Annotated in this window: 23 protein-coding genes; 10 read left to right on the top strand and 13 right to left on the bottom strand. The window is 58.6% G+C overall.

Annotation, left to right across the window (positions count from 1 at the left end):
* Nucleotides 1-46: 46 nt before the first annotated feature.
* Complete coding sequence (locus VK574_RS08685; protein ID WP_472799446.1) at nt 47-700, bottom strand: thymidine kinase; 654 nt, start codon at nt 698-700, stop codon at nt 47-49.
* 46 nt (nt 701-746) lie between these two features.
* Entirely contained in the window at nt 747-2,204 is a 1,458-nt protein-coding gene (locus VK574_RS08680; protein ID WP_472799445.1) for a M20/M25/M40 family metallo-hydrolase, read from the bottom strand.
* A 117-nt stretch (nt 2,205-2,321) separates the two neighbouring features.
* Here VK574_RS08680 and VK574_RS08675 point away from each other — a divergent pair, with 117 nt between their 5' ends.
* The 3 genes from VK574_RS08675 to VK574_RS08665 all read left to right on the top strand — a co-directional run bounded on the left by VK574_RS08675 (nt 2,322) and on the right by VK574_RS08665 (nt 5,684).
* Nucleotides 2,322-3,254 carry a VOC family protein gene (locus VK574_RS08675; protein WP_472799444.1) on the top strand — a complete coding sequence of 311 codons (933 nt, stop codon included), beginning with the start codon at nt 2,322-2,324 and terminating at the stop codon, nt 3,252-3,254.
* Nucleotides 3,255-3,376: 122 nt separating this feature from the next.
* Nucleotides 3,377-4,894, top strand: a complete 1,518-nt coding sequence (gene gatB, locus VK574_RS08670) for an Asp-tRNA(Asn)/Glu-tRNA(Gln) amidotransferase subunit GatB (RefSeq protein WP_472799443.1) — start codon at nt 3,377-3,379, stop codon at nt 4,892-4,894.
* 103 nt (nt 4,895-4,997) lie between these two features.
* Complete coding sequence (locus tag VK574_RS08665) at nt 4,998-5,684, top strand: DUF4097 family beta strand repeat-containing protein (protein ID WP_472799442.1); 687 nt, start codon at nt 4,998-5,000, stop codon at nt 5,682-5,684.
* A 12-nt stretch (nt 5,685-5,696) separates the two neighbouring features.
* Here VK574_RS08665 and VK574_RS08660 read toward each other — a convergent pair whose 3' ends face one another.
* Nucleotides 5,697-6,011: a helix-turn-helix domain-containing protein gene (locus VK574_RS08660; protein WP_472799441.1), complete on the bottom strand. Its 315-nt coding sequence runs from the start codon at nt 6,009-6,011 to the stop codon at nt 5,697-5,699.
* Nucleotides 6,012-6,096: 85 nt separating this feature from the next.
* Between VK574_RS08660 and VK574_RS08655 the strand changes: the two genes are divergently transcribed.
* Nucleotides 6,097-6,474, top strand: coding sequence for a VOC family protein (locus VK574_RS08655; protein WP_472799440.1), 378 nt, complete (start codon nt 6,097-6,099; stop codon nt 6,472-6,474).
* A gap of 13 nt (nt 6,475-6,487) precedes the next feature.
* Here the strand turns inward: VK574_RS08655 and VK574_RS08650 are convergent, their stop codons facing one another.
* The 3 genes from VK574_RS08650 to VK574_RS08640 all read right to left on the bottom strand — a co-directional run bounded on the left by VK574_RS08650 (nt 6,488) and on the right by VK574_RS08640 (nt 7,433).
* Complete coding sequence (locus tag VK574_RS08650; RefSeq protein WP_472799439.1) at nt 6,488-6,724, bottom strand: hypothetical protein; 237 nt, start codon at nt 6,722-6,724, stop codon at nt 6,488-6,490.
* 149 nt (nt 6,725-6,873) lie between these two features.
* A complete protein-coding gene (locus tag VK574_RS08645) occupies nt 6,874-7,242 on the bottom strand; it encodes a carboxypeptidase-like regulatory domain-containing protein (protein WP_472799438.1) in 369 nt (122 codons plus the stop codon).
* Nucleotides 7,239-7,433: a hypothetical protein gene (locus VK574_RS08640; RefSeq protein ID WP_472799437.1), complete on the bottom strand. Its 195-nt coding sequence runs from the start codon at nt 7,431-7,433 to the stop codon at nt 7,239-7,241. Before VK574_RS08640 ends, VK574_RS08645 begins: the two co-directional genes overlap by 4 nt.
* 147 nt (nt 7,434-7,580) lie before the next feature.
* Between VK574_RS08640 and VK574_RS08635 the strand changes: the two genes are divergently transcribed.
* The 4 genes from VK574_RS08635 (at nt 7,581) to VK574_RS08620 (ending at nt 10,462) form a co-directional block, all read left to right on the top strand.
* A complete protein-coding gene (locus tag VK574_RS08635; RefSeq protein ID WP_472799436.1) occupies nt 7,581-9,029 on the top strand; it encodes a M20/M25/M40 family metallo-hydrolase in 1,449 nt (482 codons plus the stop codon).
* Nucleotides 9,030-9,114: 85 nt separating this feature from the next.
* Nucleotides 9,115-9,387 carry a hypothetical protein gene (locus tag VK574_RS08630; RefSeq protein ID WP_472799435.1) on the top strand — a complete coding sequence of 91 codons (273 nt, stop codon included), beginning with the start codon at nt 9,115-9,117 and terminating at the stop codon, nt 9,385-9,387.
* Nucleotides 9,388-9,469: 82 nt separating this feature from the next.
* Nucleotides 9,470-10,288 carry a rhomboid family intramembrane serine protease gene (locus VK574_RS08625; protein WP_472799434.1) on the top strand — a complete coding sequence of 273 codons (819 nt, stop codon included), beginning with the start codon at nt 9,470-9,472 and terminating at the stop codon, nt 10,286-10,288.
* Between the two features lie 39 nt (nt 10,289-10,327).
* Nucleotides 10,328-10,462 (top strand): hypothetical protein, encoded by a 135-nt coding sequence (locus VK574_RS08620; RefSeq protein ID WP_472799433.1) that lies wholly within the window; start codon nt 10,328-10,330, stop codon nt 10,460-10,462.
* A gap of 42 nt (nt 10,463-10,504) precedes the next feature.
* Here VK574_RS08620 and VK574_RS08615 read toward each other — a convergent pair whose 3' ends face one another.
* Nucleotides 10,505-11,755, bottom strand: a complete 1,251-nt coding sequence (locus VK574_RS08615; RefSeq protein ID WP_472799432.1) for a hypothetical protein — start codon at nt 11,753-11,755, stop codon at nt 10,505-10,507.
* A 279-nt stretch (nt 11,756-12,034) separates the two neighbouring features.
* The gene (locus VK574_RS08610) at nt 12,035-12,556 is read right to left on the bottom strand and encodes a hypothetical protein (RefSeq protein WP_472799431.1); all 522 of its coding nucleotides are present in this window, start codon (nt 12,554-12,556) and stop codon (nt 12,035-12,037) included.
* Nucleotides 12,557-12,712: 156 nt separating this feature from the next.
* Between VK574_RS08610 and fabD the strand changes: the two genes are divergently transcribed.
* Complete coding sequence (gene fabD, locus VK574_RS08605) at nt 12,713-13,660, top strand: ACP S-malonyltransferase (RefSeq protein ID WP_472799430.1); 948 nt, start codon at nt 12,713-12,715, stop codon at nt 13,658-13,660.
* A gap of 37 nt (nt 13,661-13,697) precedes the next feature.
* On the opposite strand, the gene VK574_RS08600 is transcribed toward fabD, so the two are convergent.
* The 3 genes from VK574_RS08600 to rocF form a co-directional block, all read right to left on the bottom strand.
* Nucleotides 13,698-14,204, bottom strand: coding sequence for a hypothetical protein (locus tag VK574_RS08600; RefSeq protein ID WP_472799429.1), 507 nt, complete (start codon nt 14,202-14,204; stop codon nt 13,698-13,700).
* Nucleotides 14,205-14,409: 205 nt separating this feature from the next.
* Nucleotides 14,410-15,558, bottom strand: a complete 1,149-nt coding sequence (locus VK574_RS08595) for a D-alanine--D-alanine ligase family protein (RefSeq protein ID WP_472799428.1) — start codon at nt 15,556-15,558, stop codon at nt 14,410-14,412.
* A gap of 125 nt (nt 15,559-15,683) precedes the next feature.
* Complete coding sequence (rocF, locus tag VK574_RS08590; protein WP_472799427.1) at nt 15,684-16,664, bottom strand: arginase; 981 nt, start codon at nt 16,662-16,664, stop codon at nt 15,684-15,686.
* 249 nt (nt 16,665-16,913) lie between these two features.
* Here rocF and VK574_RS08585 point away from each other — a divergent pair, with 249 nt between their 5' ends.
* Entirely contained in the window at nt 16,914-18,098 is a 1,185-nt protein-coding gene (locus VK574_RS08585) for a diguanylate cyclase domain-containing protein (protein WP_472799426.1), read from the top strand.
* A gap of 63 nt (nt 18,099-18,161) precedes the next feature.
* Here VK574_RS08585 and VK574_RS08580 read toward each other — a convergent pair whose 3' ends face one another.
* Complete coding sequence (locus VK574_RS08580; RefSeq protein ID WP_472799425.1) at nt 18,162-19,160, bottom strand: hypothetical protein; 999 nt, start codon at nt 19,158-19,160, stop codon at nt 18,162-18,164.
* A 332-nt stretch (nt 19,161-19,492) separates the two neighbouring features.
* Complete coding sequence (locus tag VK574_RS08575) at nt 19,493-19,951, bottom strand: hypothetical protein (protein WP_472799424.1); 459 nt, start codon at nt 19,949-19,951, stop codon at nt 19,493-19,495.
* Between the last annotated feature and the right edge of the window lie 453 nt (nt 19,952-20,404).

The following is a 20,404-nucleotide window of genomic DNA, read 5'->3' as shown; positions in this document are numbered from 1 at the left end:
TGCAAAAGCGGATTCTTCGCTCACCGCCCCCGAACTGAAAACGGCTCTAGTGTGGACGTCCCGGCAGTACGAAGTGCTCCGCGCAGCGGGGCTCGTACGCGTCGCCGGGAACCTTGATCGGGCTGTCGTAGGGCGCGGGCTTGCCGTCAATCAGGCGTTGCGAATAGAGCGCCCGGGCGCCGCAGGTGCAATACGCCATGCACTCCGTGATACTGCCGCCAAAGGCGTTCACCAGCCACGACAGGTTCAGCATCTCGCCGAAAGGCATGGCGCGAAAATCCAGATCGAGCCCGGCGACAAGCACGTCATGATTGGCGTCGAGCAGATTTTTCGTAAAAAGGAAAAGGTCGGTGACGAATTGGCCCTCGTCAATCGCGATGCACTCCACGCGTTTACCGATCTCCTGCTCGAGATCGTCGATGGCCTTCATAACCGACCAGGGATTGCTCGATGGGAACTCAAGGGCATCCATCCTCGCATGGCCGTTCGGATTGCGGCTTTCCACCAGCCCGGGTCCGCCCTTGGTGTCATCGTTCGGCTTGAGCACAAGCACGTGTTGCTTGGCATACTGGCGGCGCATTTCGGCACGCCGCAGCATCTCGGCGGTCTTGTTGCTGCGCATCGGCCCCAGCATCAGTTCGATCTTGCCCGGCACTCTGGCCACCCCAGTGGACGAATGTGACTTACGGATTTCCATCATAATGCGACCTGCCCACACCTCGATGTGATGCGCATGCGGCAGGGAGTCATGCGCGACCCATTGCCTTCGCGAAGGAATAGAAGAAGTCCAGCGCCTTCCAGTACGAGTCAACGGGCAAGCGTTCGTCCTGCCCGTGGGCGCGTACATCGTTACGCTCCAGCGCGGCGGCCGAGAAGCCATAGCAGGCGTAGCCGGCCTGCGCGAAGTAGATAGAATCGCTGGCGCCGTCCTCCATCTCCGGGGTCACGGGGATGCCGGGCCAGATCGCGTTTGTAAAGCGGGTGAGCGGCTCGAAGACTTCCTTCAGCGGTGCGGGCGGGACGATGGCTTTACGCTCGGGCGCGATATCGGAAACTTTGCCTCCATCGGAAACGTACTTCACGCTGAGCTTGGGATCGGTGAAGAGCGCGATCAGCTGCTGGCGAATCTCTTCAGGCGAGTGGCCCGGGAAGATGCGGCAATTCACGTTGGCCTGCGCGGTTTGCGGTAACGCGTTGTTGGCGTGGCCGGCAGCGAGGCGCGTAGCTACGCACGTGGTGCGGAAATTCGAGTTGAAGCTGGGTTCGCGGCTAAGGCGCGCAACCGCATCCGCATCGGGCGGCGTGGCAAGCACGCCGCGAATGTTCTCTGCCATCTCGCTCGTTTCTTGCTTGGCGAGATTCCCGAAGTAGACCTTCGTCACTTCGTTCATCTCAAACGGAAAACTGTATGCGGCCAGTTTATTGAGCGCCGTAGTGAGCTCGTAAATGGCATTGTCGGGCCGGGGCAGCGAGCTGTGGCCGCCGCGATTGCTGGCCGTGATCTGGTAGTCGGCGTAGACCTTCTCAGTTGCTTCCACGTCGCCGACAATCGCGCGGCCGTGGTCCATTTCAACTCCGCCCGCATCGGGATTGATCACAAACGCGGCGTCAACCAGGTCGCGATGATTCGTTACAAGCCACGACGCTCCATTGAACCTGCCGCCTTCTTCATCGGCAGTGAGCGCAAGAATCAGATCGCGCTTCGGCTTATATCCCTCCTTGTGAAGCCGCAGGAAAGTGAAGACCAGCGCGGCATCCGAGTTCTTCATGTCCTGCGTGCCCCTGCCGTAGAAATAGCCATCCTTCTCGACAAATTGAAACGGATCGGTGTGCCAGTCCGAGGGCAGCGCTTCAACAACATCGATGTGGCAGAGGAAGAGGACAGGCTTTTCCGTGGTGGGCGCAGCGGCGCGCATGCGGACAACGAGGTTCTGCTTATTCGCGTCAGGTCCGAGCAGGTGAACATCGTCAGGCGAGAAGCCCGCATCGAGGAAACGCTTCTCCATGGCCTTGGTCGCCGCCGTTACGCTGCCTTTGGGCGTGTCGGTGGTGTTGATTTCGATCAGCTGCTTGAAGATGTCGCGAGCTTCGGCGCGCTCGGCCGGCGATGTGGTTGGCAGGGCCGATTGTGCGAGCGCTGAAAGCCCGAAAACTGCGGTACATGCTGCGGCTGCAAAGAGTGCGGAAAAGGTCTGGCGGGGCATTGCAGAATTGTACGGCAGCGCTCTGGTGGTTGTATCTCTGAACGATGCAAGCAGTTGCCGGTTTACAGGATGTGCCAAATCGATTTATCGTGATGCCGCGAGTATTTGAGGTGCATTATGCATTTGAAGTTTTTTGCTGTGGCAGGAATGGCTGTACTCAGTGTCGCTACCGTAACGTTGACGGCACAGGAACGGCCTAAAATCACTGGAGTTTCTCATTTGGCCGTGTACACATCGGACGCGGCGGCGACTGACCACTACTATCGCCAGGTCATAGGTGCTGCGAAGCAGACGGACCCCGAAAATCCGCAGGGTGTGAAGTACGCCTTCAGCGCGACACAATTTGTTGAAGTGCTGCCCCTGCCGCCCAATGCGGGCATCAACCGCATGGACCATGCGGCGTTCAACACAGTGAACGCGGAAGCCATGCGGAAATATCTCGCCGCGAAGGGGTGGAAGACTCCAGGGGCGGTAACAAAGGGTTCCGATGGGAGCCGTTGGTTCTCGGTGCAGGATCCTGAAGGCAACAAGATCGAGTTCGTGCAGCCCGCGACCAACGCGAAGGCTCCGGATAATCCGAATGCAATTGGCCACCACATTATTCATGTAGGACTCCTCGTTCACAGCCGCGAGGCGGAGGACAAGTTCTACCGCGATCTGCTCGGCTTCAAGCCTTATTGGTTTGGCGGTATGCAAGACGACAAGGTCGACTGGGTGAGCCAGCAGGTTCCTGATGGGCACGACTGGGTGGAGTACATGATGACGAGCGGGCCCTCAGGGACGGGTATTCCCGCGAATATGACGCAACAGACGCTGGGTGTGCTGGACCATTTCGCAGTTGGCGAAAAGTCAGTGGAAGATGCGTACAAAGTCCTGCAGACGGGCAACCGGCTTGAGGGCAGGCACGACGCGGGCCCCAAGATCGGCAAGGACGGCAAAGGGCAATTCAACATGTACGACCCGGACGGGATTCGCGCGGAGCTGATGAACTTCCACGCGACCGAGAAGCCTTGCTGCTCTGCGTTTACCGCGCAGGATCCGGCGGAGTAACGGGCACCGAGGGATTGCCGGCGGGTTAGGTTCCAGTTTCCCACGTCTCAAAATCGAGACATGGGGCACCCAGTTCTACACTAGCGAAAAGCGCCTCTTTCGCTTCGCGCTAGAATTTGGATATGGCCGCAACCGCACTCACTCCTGACGTTCTCGCCAAGTACGAGCCGGTGATCGGCCTCGAAGTACACGTGCAACTGCTCACCGCGAGCAAGATCTTCTGCGGATGCTCGAACAGATTTGGCTCAGAGCCGAATACGAATATCTGCCCGGTGTGCCTGGGGTTGCCTGGCTCGCTGCCTGTGCTGAATGCGAAGGCCGTGGAGTTTGCCGTGCTTGCCTCGCTGGCGCTGAATTGTGAAGTGCGCGAGCGGTCGATCTTTGCGCGCAAGAACTACTTCTATCCCGATTTGCCCAAGGGCTACCAGATTTCGCAATACGACAAGCCGCTGGCAGAGCATGGCTGGATCGAGGTCCCCACGGCCGACGGCGGCACGAAGACCGGGGCCCCCAGCGACAGGTCTTCGTCGCTGGGGTGGAAGAAGATCGGCATCACCCGCGTACATATGGAAGAGGACGCGGGCAAAAGTCTCCACGACGGCCTTCCCGACTCCGCGACGCGCACCTATCTCGACCTGAATCGCTGCGGCACGCCGCTGATCGAAATCGTCAGCGAGCCCGATATCCGCACCCCCGACGAAGCCTTTGAATACCTCACGCGGCTCAAAGAGATCCTGCTCTACACCGCCGTCTCCGACTGCAACATGGAAGAAGGCTCCCTCCGTTGCGATGCCAACGTTAGCGTGCGTTTGAAGGGTGCGGAGCGCTTCGGCACCAAGGCTGAAGTGAAAAACGTAAACAGCTTCCGCTTCATTCGCGCGGCGCTGGAGTACGAGATCAAGCGCCAGATCGAAGTGATCGAAGAGGGCGGGCGAGTGGTACAGGAGACGCGCCTGTGGAACGCGAACGAAGGCCGCACTTACCCGATGCGATCGAAAGAGCAGGCGCACGACTACCGCTACTTCCCCGAACCGGACCTGCCGCCGCTGATCGTGACGCCGGAATTCCTCGAAGCTGCCCGGGCCAGGCTTCCCGAACTGCCCGAAGCACGCCGCAAGCGGATGATCGCCGAATACGAGCTGAACCCGAAGGATGCTCACACGCTCACGGCTTCCCGGGAATTCGCCGACCGGTTTGAGGCCGCTGCGAAGACCGCAAAGAATCCACGGCGCGTCGCCAACATACTGCTGAGTGAGCTGGGTGGACGCCTGCATGCGCTGGGTCTCGAACTTGATCAATCGCCTGTTTCGATGGCGGGCGTCGTGATGGCTGCCGATCTGCTCGACGACAACAAGATCAGTTCGAAGCAACTGAAGGGCCTGTTTGATATCTGCTTTGAAAGGGGCGAGGACTTCCCTGCCGTATACGAGCGCGAGAAGCCGCAGCAGATCACCGACTCTTCGGCCATTGAAGCCATGATCGACGAGGTCATCGCCGCCAATCCAAAGCAGGTTGAGCAGTATCGCGCCGGCAAGAAGACGGTCGCCGGCTTCTTCGTGGGCCAGGTGATGAAGGCGTCGAAAGGTCAGGCCAACCCGGCTCTTCTGAACCAACTGGTGACGAAGAAGCTGGACGGATAAGACGGCCGGCACTTCGATTCCGTCGCGGAAGGGAACCCTGAGCGCAGCGCGTGCGTATGTTGATCTGAGACGGGCTCTTCAGCCCTTCAGGAGGGTCTGCGATATGAACCTGCGCAAGGGATGTGCACTGTTGCTGGTGGGTGCGCTGCCGGCTTTTCTGGCAGGCTGTAGAGGTTTCGGTTCGCACTATATCAATGATGGGATGTCGAACAGTACGACCGGCGCGTCTGGCGAGGTCGTCATCAACAAAATGGGCGGAGGCATCGACGTCGCTAACGCGCCGCATGGAGCCACCCTGTCTACCATGGGCGGGGGTATTCACGTCGGCAATGTCGCTTCGTTCGCCAGGATCAAGACAATGGGCGGTGGCATCGATGTCGACCACGCCACCGGTTCGGTGGATGCCACGACCATGGGTGGCGGCATCACTATCAGCACTTCCGAAGGGCCCGTGAAAGCTACTTCAATGGGCGGCGGCATCACCGTGCGTGAAGTGGGCACGTCGAGCCAGCAGCGGGATATCCGCCTGGACTCGAAAGGTGGAACCATCGAGCTGACCGTTCCCAAAGACTTCCCAATGGATGTAAAGATCACGCTCGCCTACACCCGGACCGATCGCCAGTACCACATCACTCAGCACGCTGGACTGGACGTGCACGAAACGAGCGATTGGGATCATTCGTTTGGCACGCCGCGCAAGTACATTCGCGCCAGCGGGATTGTGGGCAGTGGCACAAACCGCGTTACGATCGAAACCGTCAACGGTGATGTGATTCTCAACCAGGAATAGCGCTGGCCACAATCAATCGTGGCTCTTGAGCCGTCGGGCAGCTTCGCGCCACGGACTGCGTATGGTGTAGACGGGCGTTGCGGTTGCGCTCTCCTTCTTCACACCGAGAAGGCTCCGCTTGAGCAACCAGCCAATTGCAGCCTGCGCTGAACTTTTCGAAATTCCCACCGACTCGGCCACGTGCTGGTAACTCGCCTGCACTTCGGTGCGCGTCTTCGCCTGTTCGGCGGCGAGCCACAGGTACACCAGAAAGCTCACCGGCTTGCGGTCGTGGCCAACCAGGTCACGCATCAGCGTTTCGGTAATGTAATCATCCAGGATCGGCATCTATACCAACCGATACTATAGCATCGAATAACTGATTGATCCCGAATTTGCGCCCACGTTATTCTCGATCCACTGTGAGGTCAGCATGATCAGAGGCATCAAGTTTGTCGGGATTCCCGTGCGAGATCAGGATGTGGCGCTGAAGTTTTACACCGAGGCGATAGGCATGAAAGTAATGACGGACCAACCTTTCACGCCGCAGCAGCGCTGGATTGAACTGATGATTCCGGGCGCGGATACCGGCGTTGCGCTCTTCACGCCGGAGGGGCATGAGAAGCGCATCGGCGAACACCAGTCGATCTCGTTCTGGTGCGACGACGTGTTTGCAACCGCCGAAGCCATGAAGAAGAGAGGTGTGATCTTCGCCAAGGAGCCGACGACCGAACCGTGGGGTTCCGTCGCGGTATTCAAGGATCCGGATGGGAATCAGCTCGTGTTGTCGAGCCGAGGCAAGCAGAAGTAGTCTGCTTCGGTCTTCATTTTTTCTTCCAATGCTGTCCGTACGCTTCGACGTGCTGCGGGAAGAGTTCTTCGTAAGGAGGATAGGGGAACCCCAGTATCTCGACGATGAGCCCTTCCGGCCCCAATTCGGCGCAGTAGTCCATTATCTGCACCCCACCGGAACTGGCAATTTCGCCGCCTCTCGCGTCACGGATCGCAAGTTTCAGATGTTTTTTGAGACGGCATTTCTTGTCGCCTGAGGTCGATGACAACGAATTTGCGGATATCTTCAAAAGCCGGAAGCGGAATGAGTCGGCCTGATGCAACCCCCATCGGCGCATCCCCGTGCTCGAGATCAGAGTGACCGATCAGGATTCCAGTGGAGTAAATTTCGAACGGGTGGATTTGTCTGGGGCGCTCTCTATTTCAGTTTCAACTCCGTCTGAAAATCCTTGCGCGCGTCCCAGTTACTGACAGTTTTTGTCGGGCTCTTCTTGCCGTCCTTCTCGGCCCACAGATCGTAGTCGTCGGTCATGCTGACCTGGGCAAAGCGAAAGCTGCCGTTGCTGGAAGACGTATAACTGCGGATGGATTTGCTTTTCGTGTTCTTGAGAAAGACGGTGGCGCCCTGCACAGGCGTGGAATTGGCGTCGATGACCAGTCCGCCGACATTGCGCGAACCGAGGTTCTGGGCGTGGGCCACGCCGGAAGTGTTTACCCCTGAGAAGATCACCACTGCTAAGGCGGCAAATGCCACCCAAGCCGCCACTCGTGCGCGGTTCCCTGTCACTCTTCCTCCTCGTCCTCAACCAGCAAGTCGTCTTCCTCGTCGATGCCTTCTTCTACCTTCGAGAGCTCGAGCGGTTCCACTCCAACGACCTCGTACTCTGTTCCACATTCATCACAGGCGACTACATCGCCCTCTTCCACTTCTTCAACGTCGATATCGAGATTGTTTTCACATTCCGGGCAGCTTGTCATGGCAGCCTCCTCCCAAGGCTTTTCGTGATGTAGGATGGCGTTACCCCTAGGGTACGGACTTGGGTTAGTTTTAGGCAAGCCGTTGGAAAGGTCAAGAGGCCGAATCCCCCGCCGCTGCACCGAAGTACGTACACCGGAGAACAAATCATGAAGATTCCCCAATTAATCCTGCTTTGCGGGCTGGCATTGGCGTGTGGCGCCGCGGTTGCGCAGCCTGACTATTCCCTTCATGCCACCCCCGTCGGCCCCGCGCCGGTCGATCCGGCCATCGTCCGGGCCCTTGCAACCATCAAGCCCCAACAAATACATGAGACGATTCAAACCCTCGTTGGTTTCGGCACACGCAGCACGTTATCGAGTATGGAGACCGATCTGCCGCCCGGACAGGGCATAAACGCCGCAGCCGACTGGATCGCTGCACAGTTTGAAGCCATTTCGCACGAATGCGGCGGCTGCCTCGAAGTCAAACGCGACACTTTTACTGCCGATCCGGCAAGTGGCGCGCAGTGGGCGCGCCGCATTCCCAAGCCCACCAAAATCACCAATGTTTACGCGATTCAGCGCGGAACCGATCCGGAACAGGCCAAGCGCATGGTCCTGGTCACAGGCCATTACGACTCGCGCAATTCCAGCAATAACGATGACCATGCCGCTGCGCCCGGCGCCAACGACGACGCTTCCGGTGTAGCCGTTTCGCTGGAGTGCGCACGTGCTCTGAGCAAGCTGAAGTTTCCGGGAACCATCGTCTTTGTGGCCGTCGCGGGCGAGGAACAGGGGCTGGTGGGGTCCGGCCACCTGGCCAAGCTGGCGAAGGATGAAGCCTGGGATCTGGAAGCAGCGCTGAACAACGACATCGTGGGCGGCAATACCACGCCCGGCGATACCTTGCAGATGAAAGACCGCGTGCGCGTATTCTCCGAAGGTGTTCCCCAGGCCGCGACTCCAGAGGAGGCGCGCGCCATTCGCGCGCTTGGCAAGGAAAACGATTCGCCCAGCCGTGAACTGGCCCGGGCCATCGCCGAGGCAGCACACACCTATCTCTCGCGTTCGGGCACGGCAAGACCGTTTGCAGCATCCCTGGTCGAGCGGCCCGACCGCTACCTGCGCGGCGGCGACCACAGCTCCTTCAACCACGAGGGCTTTGCGGCCGTGCGCTTTACCGAGTGGCGCGAAGACTACAACCATCAGCACCAGAACATCGTGATGCCGCCCGCCGATTCGAAGGATCCCATTCTCGGAGACCTGATCCGCTTCGTGGACTTCAACTATGTGGCGCAGGTGGCGCGTCTGAATGCGGCAACCCTGGCTACCCTGGCCTTTGCACCCGGTGAACCGCAGAAGGTGACCATCGTAAACAAGATGACCGAGAACGGCTCGACGCTGACCTGGGAGCCGCCGGTTGGCGGCGGAGCAGCACGCTATGACGTCCTATGGCGTGAAACGACCGCACCCTCCTGGCAGTATGTGAAGCAGGTTGCTGCGACCACTGCCGTGGGTCCGGTCACGGTGTCTCTGCCTGTCTCCAAGGACAACGTGATTTTCGGCGTGCGCGCCGTCGACGCGAAAGGTCATCGCGGATTGGTGGCGGTTCCGTAACATACACGCCGTTCACTGTGCAGTAAGACTATGGGCGATCAATTATCAGGATCTTTTCTGTAGGGAATCCTGTGAGGAGACCGCCATGAAGCTGGTTGTCCTTGTTGCCCCTGCCTGCCTTTTCTTCGCCAAGCCAACTTCAACTTTCGGACAAGTGGGTTTTGCGGTGAATACCCCGGAGGGTGCTCCTGCCAGCAAGCCGGCCTCTGTTGGACAGGTGTCGGGAAGCGTGATCTGCGGCGACACAGACCAACCGGGCCTATTTGCCGGGGTGCAACCGCTGACGTTGAAGAGCGACGCCCTGGGCCTGGTGTTGTCGGTCCCGGAGATGCCGACCAAGGCAGCTGCGGCGAATTGAAGTTGCTGGACGCATGAAGATTTCATGGATCTGGAACTTCCCATGACATGGAAGCGCCATTCCATTTAACCTGTTGACTACGATGCCCAGGATTGGCGCCACCCAACTGTCGTTTCCAAGTTTCCGAGGCGCAACCCGCCTGCTGGTGCTGACCAACCTGGTCGCCTTTTTCCTGCTGCTGATCCTTGGATCAACGAACGAGGACCTCTTCCGGTGGCTCGTTCTTCATGGCGCTTTTATACCGCAGGCTTTTCTGCACTGGTGGATATGGCAGCCCTTGACCTACAGCTTTGTGCAGCTCGGCATCACGTCGACGCTCCTCTCTTTGCTGGGGCTTTGGTTTCTGGCCGGCTTCCTTGAGAACTTCCACGAACGTGACTGGGTTCTGTCGCTTTACGCGGTCTCGGTTCTGGCCACCGCTGCCGCTGGCCTTGTTATTTACCTTGGTCACGTAGCCCTTGGCTACGCGTTACCAGAGATTCCGCTCACAGGCTCATTCGGCGGACTGTTCGGATTCATCGTGGTCATTGGCGTCCTCTATGGCGATATGGAGTTCATGCTTTTTCCGCTTCCCATCAGCATCAAGGCTCGTTACGTGGCAATCATCGCAGGCCTTGTAGCAACCGCATATCTCTTCAGTTCCATGCGCCTGTACGGCTTCGCACAGCTTGGCGGTGCGTTGGGAGGCTTTCTCTTCATGCGCATGGCGCCGCGTCGAGGAATATCGCTTGTGTTCAGCGAAAAGTGGTACGGCATGCGCAATGGATACTACCGCTGGAAGCGCCGCCGAGCCGCAAAAAAGTTTGAAGTCTACATGCGCTCGCAGGGCCGCACTGTGAAGTTCGACGGCAGCGGGAAGCAGCTCGACAAGGATCACGACGACAAGAAGCGCTGGAACTGAAGCCGCTCGTCCTCTTCCTGCAGGATCGACCTCAACGCCATGCCCCAAAACCGAATCGAAATTATCCGCGAGAACTACGACCGCATTGCAGGCGAATACGCGCGGAGGATGTTTCGCGAACTGGAGGGCAAGCCCTTCGATCACGAACAGCCCCAGGCGACGGCCTTTAACTGACCGACCAATCCATACGCGCAGGATCGCAAGCCCGACGACAGTCTATTTTGGAACCAGCTCCGTCCAGCTTTGGCTCACGGGGTACACCTGCCCGTTGGGATCGTAGGTGTGGTCATTCGCCTGGATGAGCGTGCTTCCGTCGGAGGAGATCCACTGGTGGTTGTACTGATTGCTGGCCTGGATAACCTGCCCTGTATTCGGATTGCGGAATTCCTGCTGATCGAGAGAATACATCGCGGTCTTGTGGGCGGATTCGTCCATGGCCGCCTGATGAGCGCGATCGTTGGCAAGTACACGATCCGTATTGGCCTGCATGTTGGCCTGGAAGGCGCGGCCATTGGCGAGCAGTTGCTGGTGCTGCGCTTCGCTGTTGCGCATCATCGTTTGGAACTGCGCGTTATTCGCTGCCTGCGCCTGCTGGAAGGCAGCCTGCTGATCGCGGCTCAGGCGCGCTGCCCAATCGGGATTGGCCTGAATCGTCTTGGAGAGCGCCTGGAACTGCGGCAGTGCCAGCAATGCATCGAGTTGGCCCTTGGGTGCGCGAACGATGACCTCGCCCCGTGAGGAACAACTACGGCGTGCAGAAGCCGGTTGGCCCATGAGGCCGGGCATTTGAGATTCCATGCAGTCGATGACCGCCGAAATCATTTCTTCGACAGGCTTTCCGTCGCGATCTGAGATGACGCGCGCGCGTGCCCCCTCTATCGTGAGTTTCTGCGGCGGCTGTCCGTACTGGCGCGCCATAGCAGCGTTTTGTTCGCGTGCCTTGGCAAGCTGATCGGCAAGCGCTGCCTGTCCCTGCGGCAGCAGAGGCAAGACCTCGACGATCTTTCCGTTCGGTCGCAAGTTCGGTACAACGATGTTGACGAGCAAACCCGCTGCTGTATCGATGTCAACGCCCGGGCAATGCGATTGCGCCATGATCTGTTGCATCTGCTGGCTCGTTGACCAGCTCCATGAAACGCCCGGCATCTGCACAACAGCGGTGAGGCCGTCGGCGGTCTGCGCTGTGTACTTTAGCGCGGCGCCATTTGCGTGGCAGCCTGTTCCACGCGCAATCGTACCGGCGTATTTCCAATCTGACGGAACCTCGAGAGTGTACGCAGTCATCTGGTAGACCGGATCAGCGGCTTCAACCTTGCGCGTGCTGGACAGTGACACTTTGCCCGATTGCGCCGACGAGGCGCCGGACGACGAAGCCGGCGAAGCATGATTGTGCTGCCCGCAACCGACTCCGACACAGAAAAGGGTAAGAACAGCTGCCCCCGCGGCAAACTCAAGATTCCGATTCATGACGACCTCCAAGTGCTGACGACTAATTTCCTGGCCTCGCACTTGAAAGCGTGCGGGTAGCCGGACCACGATGGTATTGCTCTTTTGAGGAGACAGATGTGTGGCCTGATCATCGCTCTGTCTCGTTCGCGCCGTCCAGCAAAAAAGCGCGTCACAGAAAATAACCACAGCCCTGACAATCTTTTGCCACTTGTGGTGTTCCAGACCCGGCGCGCCTATGTCTTTGCGCGCAAGGCTGCCGGCTCGGCCTCCGATAGTTCAGGCATAAGCTACGGGCCCTCAGCCGGCTGTTCCTTCATCCGCCCTGGACTCTGTTTTGGTCTCATCCATGGTCTCGTCGATATTGCCCTCAACCACAGCGTCGGAACGGGCAGTGCTGTTGGGATGATGACGGCGAAGCACTGAGCTGGTGTCGTCGCGCCCCGGCTCAACACTTTCTGCACCGAGATTCTCCACCATCGGATCCGACTCCGTGAACCGCGCAATGCGCTCTTCTGCCGCGTCGTCCACAATCAGACCGGAGCCATCGCGGGCATTGGGACGCTCGTCTTCCTGGAGAAGATTTATCTGGAGCGCATCCAGTTCTTCATTCGTGCTGGCATCCAGTTCGTCGAATTTCTGGCCGAGATCACCCTCGGCGATGAGCGGTTCATCGGCGCCGCCGGTGATGGCTTCCAGGCGATCCAGCTCCGCATCGGTCGCGACATCGTCGGATTGGTTGGCATCCGGTGCGGCCTTGTCCTCCGCGTAAACCGAGCTTTCGTTCAAATTGACGCGCGTTCTTTCCCGTTGAATTCCCATTTTCCTGTCCTCTCGATTGAGACCCGGCGGTAATGCACCAGGACGCTTCAACTGTGATGCGGGCGCGGCGGTTGCAGTTCGTTGGAGGGTAAATCCATACTGGGGCCGGGGCAGAGGTCGTCCTGGAGAGATCTACGCGATACAATCCTCAATGGAATGAATAAGAAGATTGCATTTCTTTTTCCGGGGCAAGGTTCGCAAACCGTCGGCATGGGCCGCGATCTTGCCGAGCGTTTCCCTGTGGCAAAACAGACTTTCGCCGAGGCCGACGAGGCCTGCGGGTTCGCCCTGTCACGGCTTTGTTTCGAAGGCCCCGAAGAGGACCTGAAGCTGACTGAAAACACGCAACCTGCCATCATGGCCGTCAGCGTGGCAGTCTTGCGCGTGCTCGCGGAACACGGAATTCAACCCGCGCTTGCCGCCGGACATTCGCTGGGCGAATGGTCCGCGCACGTTGCTGCTGGAACGCTGACGTTCGCCGATGCCGTGCAAGCGGTAAAAGCGCGCGGCCGTGCGATGCAACAGGCGGTGCCGGCAGGACAAGGAACAATGGCGGCGATCCTCTCCCTTGATCCGGAAAAAGTTACCGATGCCTGTCTCGCCGCCGCCCAGGATACCGGGCTCATAGTTTCGGCAGCCAATTTCAACTCGCCGGGTCAAACGGTCATCTCCGGTGCAACTGCCGCCGTCGAAAAAGCCGTCGCCCTGTGCAAGGAGCGCGGTGCAAGACGGGCAGTAATGCTTCCTGTCAGCGCTCCGTTCCATTGCGCATTGATGAAGCCCGCGCAGGAAGAAGTAGCGCGCGTGCTGGCAGGCATTCAGCTGAATGACCCTAAAATTCCGGTCGCCGCTAACGTGAGCGGGACGATGGCTACAACGGCACAGGGCACGCGTGAAGCCCTCATCGAGCAGGTCATAGGCACGATACGCTGGGTGGATTGTGTGCGAACGCTGGTCGGTGCGGAAGCTGAATTATTTATTGAAGCCGGCCCCGGCAAGGTGCTCTGCGGGCTGCTGAAACAGATCGATCCGACGCAGAAATCGCTCAACGTCGAGGACTCGGTAAGCCTCGAAAAGGCCCTCGCGGAGTTAGCCGGAGCCTGAGGCCCGCTACACGAAACAGCCTGATTGGCTTGGCCGACTACGGCCCGAGATACAGTTCTTCATCCGGCGGCGCGAAGTCCAGCGTGTGGTCCTTGGGATAGTAGGTAAGAAACAGCGCCTTGCTCTTGCGGCCGTTGATCAACAGCCCTACAAGCAACACATTGCGAAAGACCCGTGCCGCCACAATCTGGTGGCTCTGGATGATTCCATACTCGTTCTGCTGGTTGTTCGGGCCCCAATCGGCCTGAAAGCGATCGAAGGGGTACGCACCGTACTTGTTCGCGTGCTGCTGCCAATTGGGATCGTGCATCCAGATCCCGTAGGCCTGCTTCAGATCGTTTTTCTCCACAGCTTCCATGAAGTTGTTCATGGTGTGTCGCCCCCGCAGATGCGTCCACCAGTTCCAAGGCCAGTCAGCAGGATGGCCCGAAGCAAGCCAGAACACAATAATGAAAACCAAAAGCAGGCCGCCGCCGCTATACAGCATTACCCGATTGCGCAGGTCGCGGGCCTCGTCAAATTTGGGAGCATCCAGCAGAGTCATTCAGACTTTCCTCGCAGTCAAGCATAAGCCACTGAAGGCAGTTGGGAACAGGGAGAAGGAATAACCAACGTCAGTGTTGTGTTGCGCGACCATCGTGCAGCACAGATCGATTGAGCGCAGTCTAAACCCTCTTCTATCTTAGACACCGGGAGGACATGGGTAGTTCCCGGCTCCCTATTCGCTAGTCCCCTATTCCCTGCCTCTTTCACTCCCGGCTATACGTGTTCCTGTTCTTGTCTTCGTGGCGCTCGAGCGCAAGTTCGATCAGCTGGGTGATCAGCGCGCTATACGGGATGCCGGTCGCCTCCCACAGCTTGGGGTACATGCTGATCTGCGTGAACCCCGGCAGAGTGTTCACTTCGTTGAGATAGATGCGGCGCTTGCCATCCGGCTCCATCAGGAAATCGACACGCGCCAGTCCGGAGAGATCGCAGGCGCGAAATGCTGCCACCGCCATCTCACGAATCCTCTTCGCTTCATCGCGCGTGATCTTCGCTGGAATCACAGGTACGGAGCCTTCGGACAGGTATTTTGCTTCGTAGTCGTAAAACTCCTTGCCGGGAATGATTTCGCCCACCACGCTGGCCCTGGGGTCATCGTTGCCGAGCACACCGACTTCGAGTTCGCGGGCGCGCGATTTTTTGCCGCCGACTCCTTGCTCCACAACGAGCTTGCGATCGTACTTCGCGGCCTCATCGAGCGCGGGCCCCAGTTCCTTGCGATCGTGTGCCTTGCTTATCCCCACCGACGATCCAAGATTCGCGGGCTTCACAAATACCGGGTACTTGAGCGAGGCCTCGATCTGCGCGATTGCCTTTCGCGGCGATCCTTCCCACGCCGAGCGCAGCACGGTGACATGCTTCACGATCGGCAGCCTTGCCTGCGCAAACAGCCGCTTCATCACGTCCTTGTCCATGCCGGCCGACGAACCCAGAACACCCGAACCGACATACGCAATCCCCGCCAGCTCAAACAGCCCCTGGATCGTACCGTCTTCGCCAAAGGTGCCGTGCAGCACCGGAAACACCACGTCGATGGCTTTTCCCGCCGGACCTTGAGGACCAGGCTCAGGCGCAAGTAGCGTTGGAATGCCCTCGTGCAGCAGCTTCGCGCCCGGCGTCGCCGCAGGATCGCCGGCACGCAGCCGGCGCGCCCCGGCGTCCGGGTCGCCCGCCAGCAGTCCGGTCGCATCCGCTGCTGCCAGCCACCTACCCTCTTTTGTAATGCCGATCGGCACTACATCAAATTTGTTGCGATCGATTGCCTTCAGAATCGAAGCAGCCGAGAGCAGCGAGACTTCATGCTCGCCGCTGCGCCCGCCGAATAACACACCTACGCGAAGTTTCTTTGCCATCGCTCCTATTGTCGCTCAAAGGAACGTGGATGAAGTTAATTGGCAAGGTTCGTCAGCCAGACACCTTGAGCAAATCTTCTCGCAGCGCGGGCCCGGATCCATGTCAGACTGCGATCCGCCGCGCATCAAAGTATCTTTTTCCCAAACGCCGAACACGCCAGTTCGACCGCCAGATCCGCAGTCCGGTTGTGCTCGTCGATCACCGGGTTTACTTCAACGATCTCAAAGCTCAGCATCCGTCCATGATCGGCAAGAATCTCCATGGCCAGGTGAGCTTCGCGATACGTCGCGCCGCCGCGAACCGGCGTGCCCACTCCGGGCGCATCTTCCGGATCGATCCAGTCCATATCGAGCGAGATGTGGTAGCCGGCTGTGCCGCGGCCCGCCGCACGCAGGGCCTCTTCCATCACCGCGCGCATTCCCCGTTCGTCAATGTCGCGCATCGTGTAAACCTCGCCCATCCCTGCGCGCTTGATATTTGCGCGTTCGGCCGCATCAATGTCACGCACCCCTACGAGCACCGTGTTTTCCGGCGCAATCTTCGGGGCAAAGCCGCCGATGTTGGTCAGCAGATCGGGCCCCAAGCCAAGCAGCGCAGCCAACGGCATGCCGTGCACGTTTCCGCTGGGTGAGGTATCCGGTGTGTTGATGTCGGAGTGCGCATCGATCCAGATCACGCCGATCTTCTGGTTCTGTCGCCTGTAGAACTCCGAGACGCCCGAGACTGTCCCGACCGCAATGGAATGGTCGCCGCCCAGCACCAGGGGAATCATTCCCTCTTCCAGCGTCTTGCAGACCGCCTTCGAGGTGCGCGTACACGTGTCGGCAATCTGTTTGAGGTAGCGCGCATTTGGCTCGCCCACATTCTGGGTCTCCGCGATGTCTACTTCCACATTTCCACTGTCGATTACGTGGTGACCGAGGGCTTCAAGGCGAGCTTCGAGTCCCGCCACGCGCATTGCCGAGGGCCCCATATCGACGCCACGACGACTCGCGCCCATGTCGAGAGGCACGCCGAGCACGCGGATGCGCCGGGTGGGTAGCGATTGGTTTCCGCTGGGTGAAAACGAGGTGACGACAAGGGGAAGTTCTGGGTTGGTTGCCATGCAGGGTTGCTCTCCCGAATCTGAGCCCCAGCCATCATACCCTTTGCCCCCCGCCGCATGCCCCGAAACGGGCCATCCCTGTTCTGAAAGTGGTATGACCCGTGGCCTCAAACTACCGCGAAAGGTGTAACGAGAGTAACCAGACTTGAGCGTAAACTTTTATCAATCGCAACAAGTTCGAGATTGCATGTGGTACCAGCTAAGTTCCTCACGATAAGGAGCTAGCAGGCAATCTCGAAGGATGCTGACATGAAGTTGTGTGGCAAATCCCGGCAGTGTCTGACGCTCGCGGCCGCGTTTCTGGCTGTTGCGATTGCGACACAGTTTGCACATGCCTCAGACGCTCGGGAAGCTACGAACCTCACCGCCATCGGCGCTCCCTCGTGGCTCAGCGCCCACTCTCTGCTTCCGATCGTCGTAGTGCTGGCGGTCCTTGTCTTGATCGCAGGCTTTTGGGGCTGGATTCTTCGCAAGAAGGTCGACAACCAGACCCGGACCATCACCGCGCATTCCGAGTCTGAAGCCCGAATCGAGCGGCACAATGCGCAATTGGAGACCAAGCGCAGCAAGATCCTCGAGGACATTAACAGCTCGCGTCCCTTGCCCGAACTGATCGATGCCATTACAGAAATGGTGGCGTTCGGCCTCGGCTTCCCGTTCTGCTGGTGCGAAATGCCGGATGGGGCGCGCCTGGGAAATGCTCCAGCAAAGGCGAAAGGACTTCGCAGCATTCGTCTCGACATTCCCGCCCGCGCCGGCGGTTCGCTGGGAACGTTGTTTGCTGCCACCGAGGCTGGTGAACCTCATCCTCACGACGAGTCCTCGGCCCTCGAAGCAGGCGTTCGGTTGGCAACACTCGCCATTGAAACGCGGAGGCTTTACAAAGACCTCGTCTATCGCTCAGAGTTCGATTTGCTTACCGATATCCATAATCGGTTTTCCCTCGACCGGTACCTGGAGGAGTTGATCGAAAAGTCAAAAGTGGAAGGCTCGATCTTGGGCCTCGTCTACATCGATCTGGACGAGTTCAAACAGGTCAATGACTTCTACGGCCATCACATTGGAGACCTCTATCTGCAGGAAGTTTCCATGCGCATGAAGCGCCAGCTCCGGTCCGGCGATATGCTCGCGCGCCTTGGCGGCGACGAATTTGCGGCGCTTGTGCCCGTGGTGCGCAGCCACTCCGCTCTTGAGGAGATCGCGCAACGGCTCGAACGCTGCTTTGACGCCCCCTTTGCGGTCGAAGGCTATGTGCTGCGCGGAGGCGCAAGCGTTGGCGTTGCACTCTATCCCGACGACGGGACCTCGGCCGATAGTCTGCTGAGTGCCGCCGACGCCGCCATGTACGTTGCCAAGCACACCAAGCGCCATGGCGCCGAGATGCCGGACCGACTGCATAAGGCGCTCTTTAATCCCGAAGAACAAGGCAAATAGAAGCGCGCCGATTCAAATCGAATCGACGCGCTTTTCCCCCCACGGAAAACCTTCGTCTGCTCTTCAGCGCACATGCAGTTGCGAGATCGTCACCTTGCCCTTGATCAGGTCCGCCTTGCGCCACTGGCTTTTCTCGTTCAGAGCCACCCATCGGCGTTCTTCGCTGCGGTAATGCCAGTCCTTGTCGAGCTGGTAGTAGATCAGCGTTCCGGCAGCTTCCATCACCTTGATGATGCTGTTGTCGTGCGAATTCTTCTCGTCGTAGTCGGTGGTCGCGCTCTCGCCCATCTCCGAGTAGATCTCGTTCAACTCAAACAGCAGTGCGTTCACCCCGTCATCCATGGCTTCGACGTTGAGGCCGATCCGTCTCGCCTCGCGCAGCGTGATGGGGTAGTTATGCGACGGATAGCCGGAGTTCAGGTTATTGCTGATCTCGCGCGCCCGCTCCTTGTCGTCCATGTGGTACGACAGAATCTCTTCGCAGATGCGCGTCGAAAGCGCGCTGGAGCGGTCAACCGCGCCGATAACCAGCGGATGCACGTAGGGGAACAACGCCTCGTAGGGATTCGTGGTCGAGCTTTTGGCCTGCTCGGTCCACAGCCGGATCACGCGCAGCAGTTCGTCGTTGCTCACGCTTACGCGGTCGTTGTCGCGATCGATGGGCGAAAGATCGTGGGTCAGCGAAGTGTCGACGGCGGACAAGTGCGCCAGCGGGCCCATCAGGATGCGGTCGGCGCCCAGGGCAAGCATGGTTGCCGCCGACTGGCACTCGAGCGGTGCAAGCACCGTGAGATGTTTCACATAGCGGCGCAGCAGATTCACCATGCGCAGCGATGCCTGTCCTGATCCGCCGTCGGATTTCACAAACAGCGTCAGCCGTTCGACGTTCCCAAGATTCCGCACCAGGGCATAAAGGCCGGTAACGTCGTTCTGGCAGATGGAGCCTTTATTGGAATTCCAGTAGGTGATGATGGGCTCGCCAAGTGCGCGCGATAGCTTTTGGAGCACGGGTTGCGTCCGCTCAATCAGCATCGGCGGCTTGGCCGCGCTGTTGCGGAGCACTGGGAATTCGGATACGGATGCAGCTACAGATACAGATTGGTTAGGCAATTCTGGTTTCCGCTCAAATTGAATTGTCTTGAATGGCTTGATATTAGCACGATGTTCATCAGGCCGAAATAAAGAAGGCGCGGGTTTGGCGGGTACCAAGCTGGATTCCCGATCATCCAAAAGCGCGCAGCTCCGAAACTCTCTCTCAGCAAATACTTGCAACTCTGGGGAAAGTCGACCCAGCTTCAAACTTTCGTAAGCAGAACGTCAGCGGCTCCTAATCTACATCTCCACACCCGATCCGGGCATGAGCTACGCAGGGTGGCTCATGCCCGAGCGATTGCTTACCTGGACATTGACTTATCGCCGTAATTCGGCAGTAAGGCAATCTGAACTTTGCTGGGCACGACGTGGCTGGCTCTGAAGTCTCTGGCTACGCGCTGTTCACTCGAAGATTCGAAAACTGAAGCGTGAATTGAAGCGTTAGCGGGACTAAATTCCGTAAGAAAGTAGCGGTCGCCGTATTTGCGGAAGGTCACGCAACCCTGGTTGTGCGCGGTTGGATCATAACCCGCCTGGATCATTGCCCACGCAGTGCGGCTGATCCCGTTTATCGTGAGGATGTTCTGATCTCGCATCGCGACAGTGTAGATTCCGGCAGCGAAGTGCTGGTTCCCGTAGTCGAAAGCAAACGGCACGTCCACCTTCGTGGAAGGCCGACCGGTTTGTGCAAGCAGCGTCTGCGAGAAAACCGTGATGGCAACGAGAGTAACGATGGCTGGAATGCGGAAGTTCAACTTCATTTGGTCCCTCCAATTAATTACCTTATCGACGGTGTTTGAGTGACCACTAATGTGTGTATTCAAATGCGACAGGCAGGAAATCTGCGACGATGCTATGCGAAGTCCAGCGCTTATGCGCGCTCCATCGCAGAGCCACATCGAGATTCGTCAGGCCAGCTGCCGATAAAAGCCAATCAAATCAAGGTCGGCTTTAGCCGGATGCTTTCGAGGAAGCTGACCCGTAATCAATCCTTTTTCCGCAGCCGCCAGGCTTGCTCCGTTGCATGCGGCACAACATATTAGCCGCTGAAAAACAGATCTGCAGCCCAAGAATGCCCTCCGCACCGGGTAGAAGATTAGAGAACCCAGAGGAAAGTTCCTCGCACCTTACGAAGTCTCTCCGGTTGATGAAACCGATTCGAATGAATCGGCCGACAGCGGGCCTGGTAATGCCTGCGGACATTAGAGTCTTCA

The sequence above is a fragment of the Occallatibacter sp. genome, from assembly GCF_035317045.1.
Classification (GTDB): Bacteria; Acidobacteriota; Terriglobia; order Terriglobales; family Acidobacteriaceae; genus Telmatobacter.
Note: the sequence above shows the minus strand (reverse complement) of the source record. Positions and strands in the feature narration are given on the sequence as shown.

Bases quoted from the DNA above. Each gene is read 5' to 3' on its own strand.
- VK574_RS08635 (WP_472799436.1), top strand. From the start codon at position 7,581: ATGAAGATTCCCCAATTAATCCTGCTTTGCGGGCTGGCATTGGCGTGT.
- VK574_RS08675 (WP_472799444.1), top strand. From the start codon at position 2,322: ATGCATTTGAAGTTTTTTGCTGTGGCAGGAATGGCTGTACTCAGTGTC.
- fabD (WP_472799430.1), top strand. From the start codon at position 12,713: ATGAATAAGAAGATTGCATTTCTTTTTCCGGGGCAAGGTTCGCAAACC.
- VK574_RS08660 (WP_472799441.1), bottom strand. From the start codon at position 6,011: ATGCCGATCCTGGATGATTACATTACCGAAACGCTGATGCGTGACCTG.
- VK574_RS08655 (WP_472799440.1), top strand. From the start codon at position 6,097: ATGATCAGAGGCATCAAGTTTGTCGGGATTCCCGTGCGAGATCAGGAT.
- VK574_RS08615 (WP_472799432.1), bottom strand. From the start codon at position 11,755: ATGAATCGGAATCTTGAGTTTGCCGCGGGGGCAGCTGTTCTTACCCTT.
- VK574_RS08630 (WP_472799435.1), top strand. From the start codon at position 9,115: ATGAAGCTGGTTGTCCTTGTTGCCCCTGCCTGCCTTTTCTTCGCCAAG.
- VK574_RS08665 (WP_472799442.1), top strand. From the start codon at position 4,998: ATGAACCTGCGCAAGGGATGTGCACTGTTGCTGGTGGGTGCGCTGCCG.
- VK574_RS08575 (WP_472799424.1), bottom strand. From the start codon at position 19,951: ATGAAGTTGAACTTCCGCATTCCAGCCATCGTTACTCTCGTTGCCATC.
- VK574_RS08685 (WP_472799446.1), bottom strand. From the start codon at position 700: ATGATGGAAATCCGTAAGTCACATTCGTCCACTGGGGTGGCCAGAGTG.
- gatB (WP_472799443.1), top strand. From the start codon at position 3,377: ATGGCCGCAACCGCACTCACTCCTGACGTTCTCGCCAAGTACGAGCCG.
- VK574_RS08625 (WP_472799434.1), top strand. From the start codon at position 9,470: ATGCCCAGGATTGGCGCCACCCAACTGTCGTTTCCAAGTTTCCGAGGC.
- VK574_RS08585 (WP_472799426.1), top strand. From the start codon at position 16,914: ATGAAGTTGTGTGGCAAATCCCGGCAGTGTCTGACGCTCGCGGCCGCG.
- VK574_RS08640 (WP_472799437.1), bottom strand. From the start codon at position 7,433: ATGACAAGCTGCCCGGAATGTGAAAACAATCTCGATATCGACGTTGAA.
- VK574_RS08620 (WP_472799433.1), top strand. From the start codon at position 10,328: ATGCCCCAAAACCGAATCGAAATTATCCGCGAGAACTACGACCGCATT.
- rocF (WP_472799427.1), bottom strand. From the start codon at position 16,664: ATGGCAACCAACCCAGAACTTCCCCTTGTCGTCACCTCGTTTTCACCC.
- VK574_RS08600 (WP_472799429.1), bottom strand. From the start codon at position 14,204: ATGACTCTGCTGGATGCTCCCAAATTTGACGAGGCCCGCGACCTGCGC.
- VK574_RS08680 (WP_472799445.1), bottom strand. From the start codon at position 2,204: ATGCCCCGCCAGACCTTTTCCGCACTCTTTGCAGCCGCAGCATGTACC.
- VK574_RS08610 (WP_472799431.1), bottom strand. From the start codon at position 12,556: ATGGGAATTCAACGGGAAAGAACGCGCGTCAATTTGAACGAAAGCTCG.
- VK574_RS08595 (WP_472799428.1), bottom strand. From the start codon at position 15,558: ATGGCAAAGAAACTTCGCGTAGGTGTGTTATTCGGCGGGCGCAGCGGC.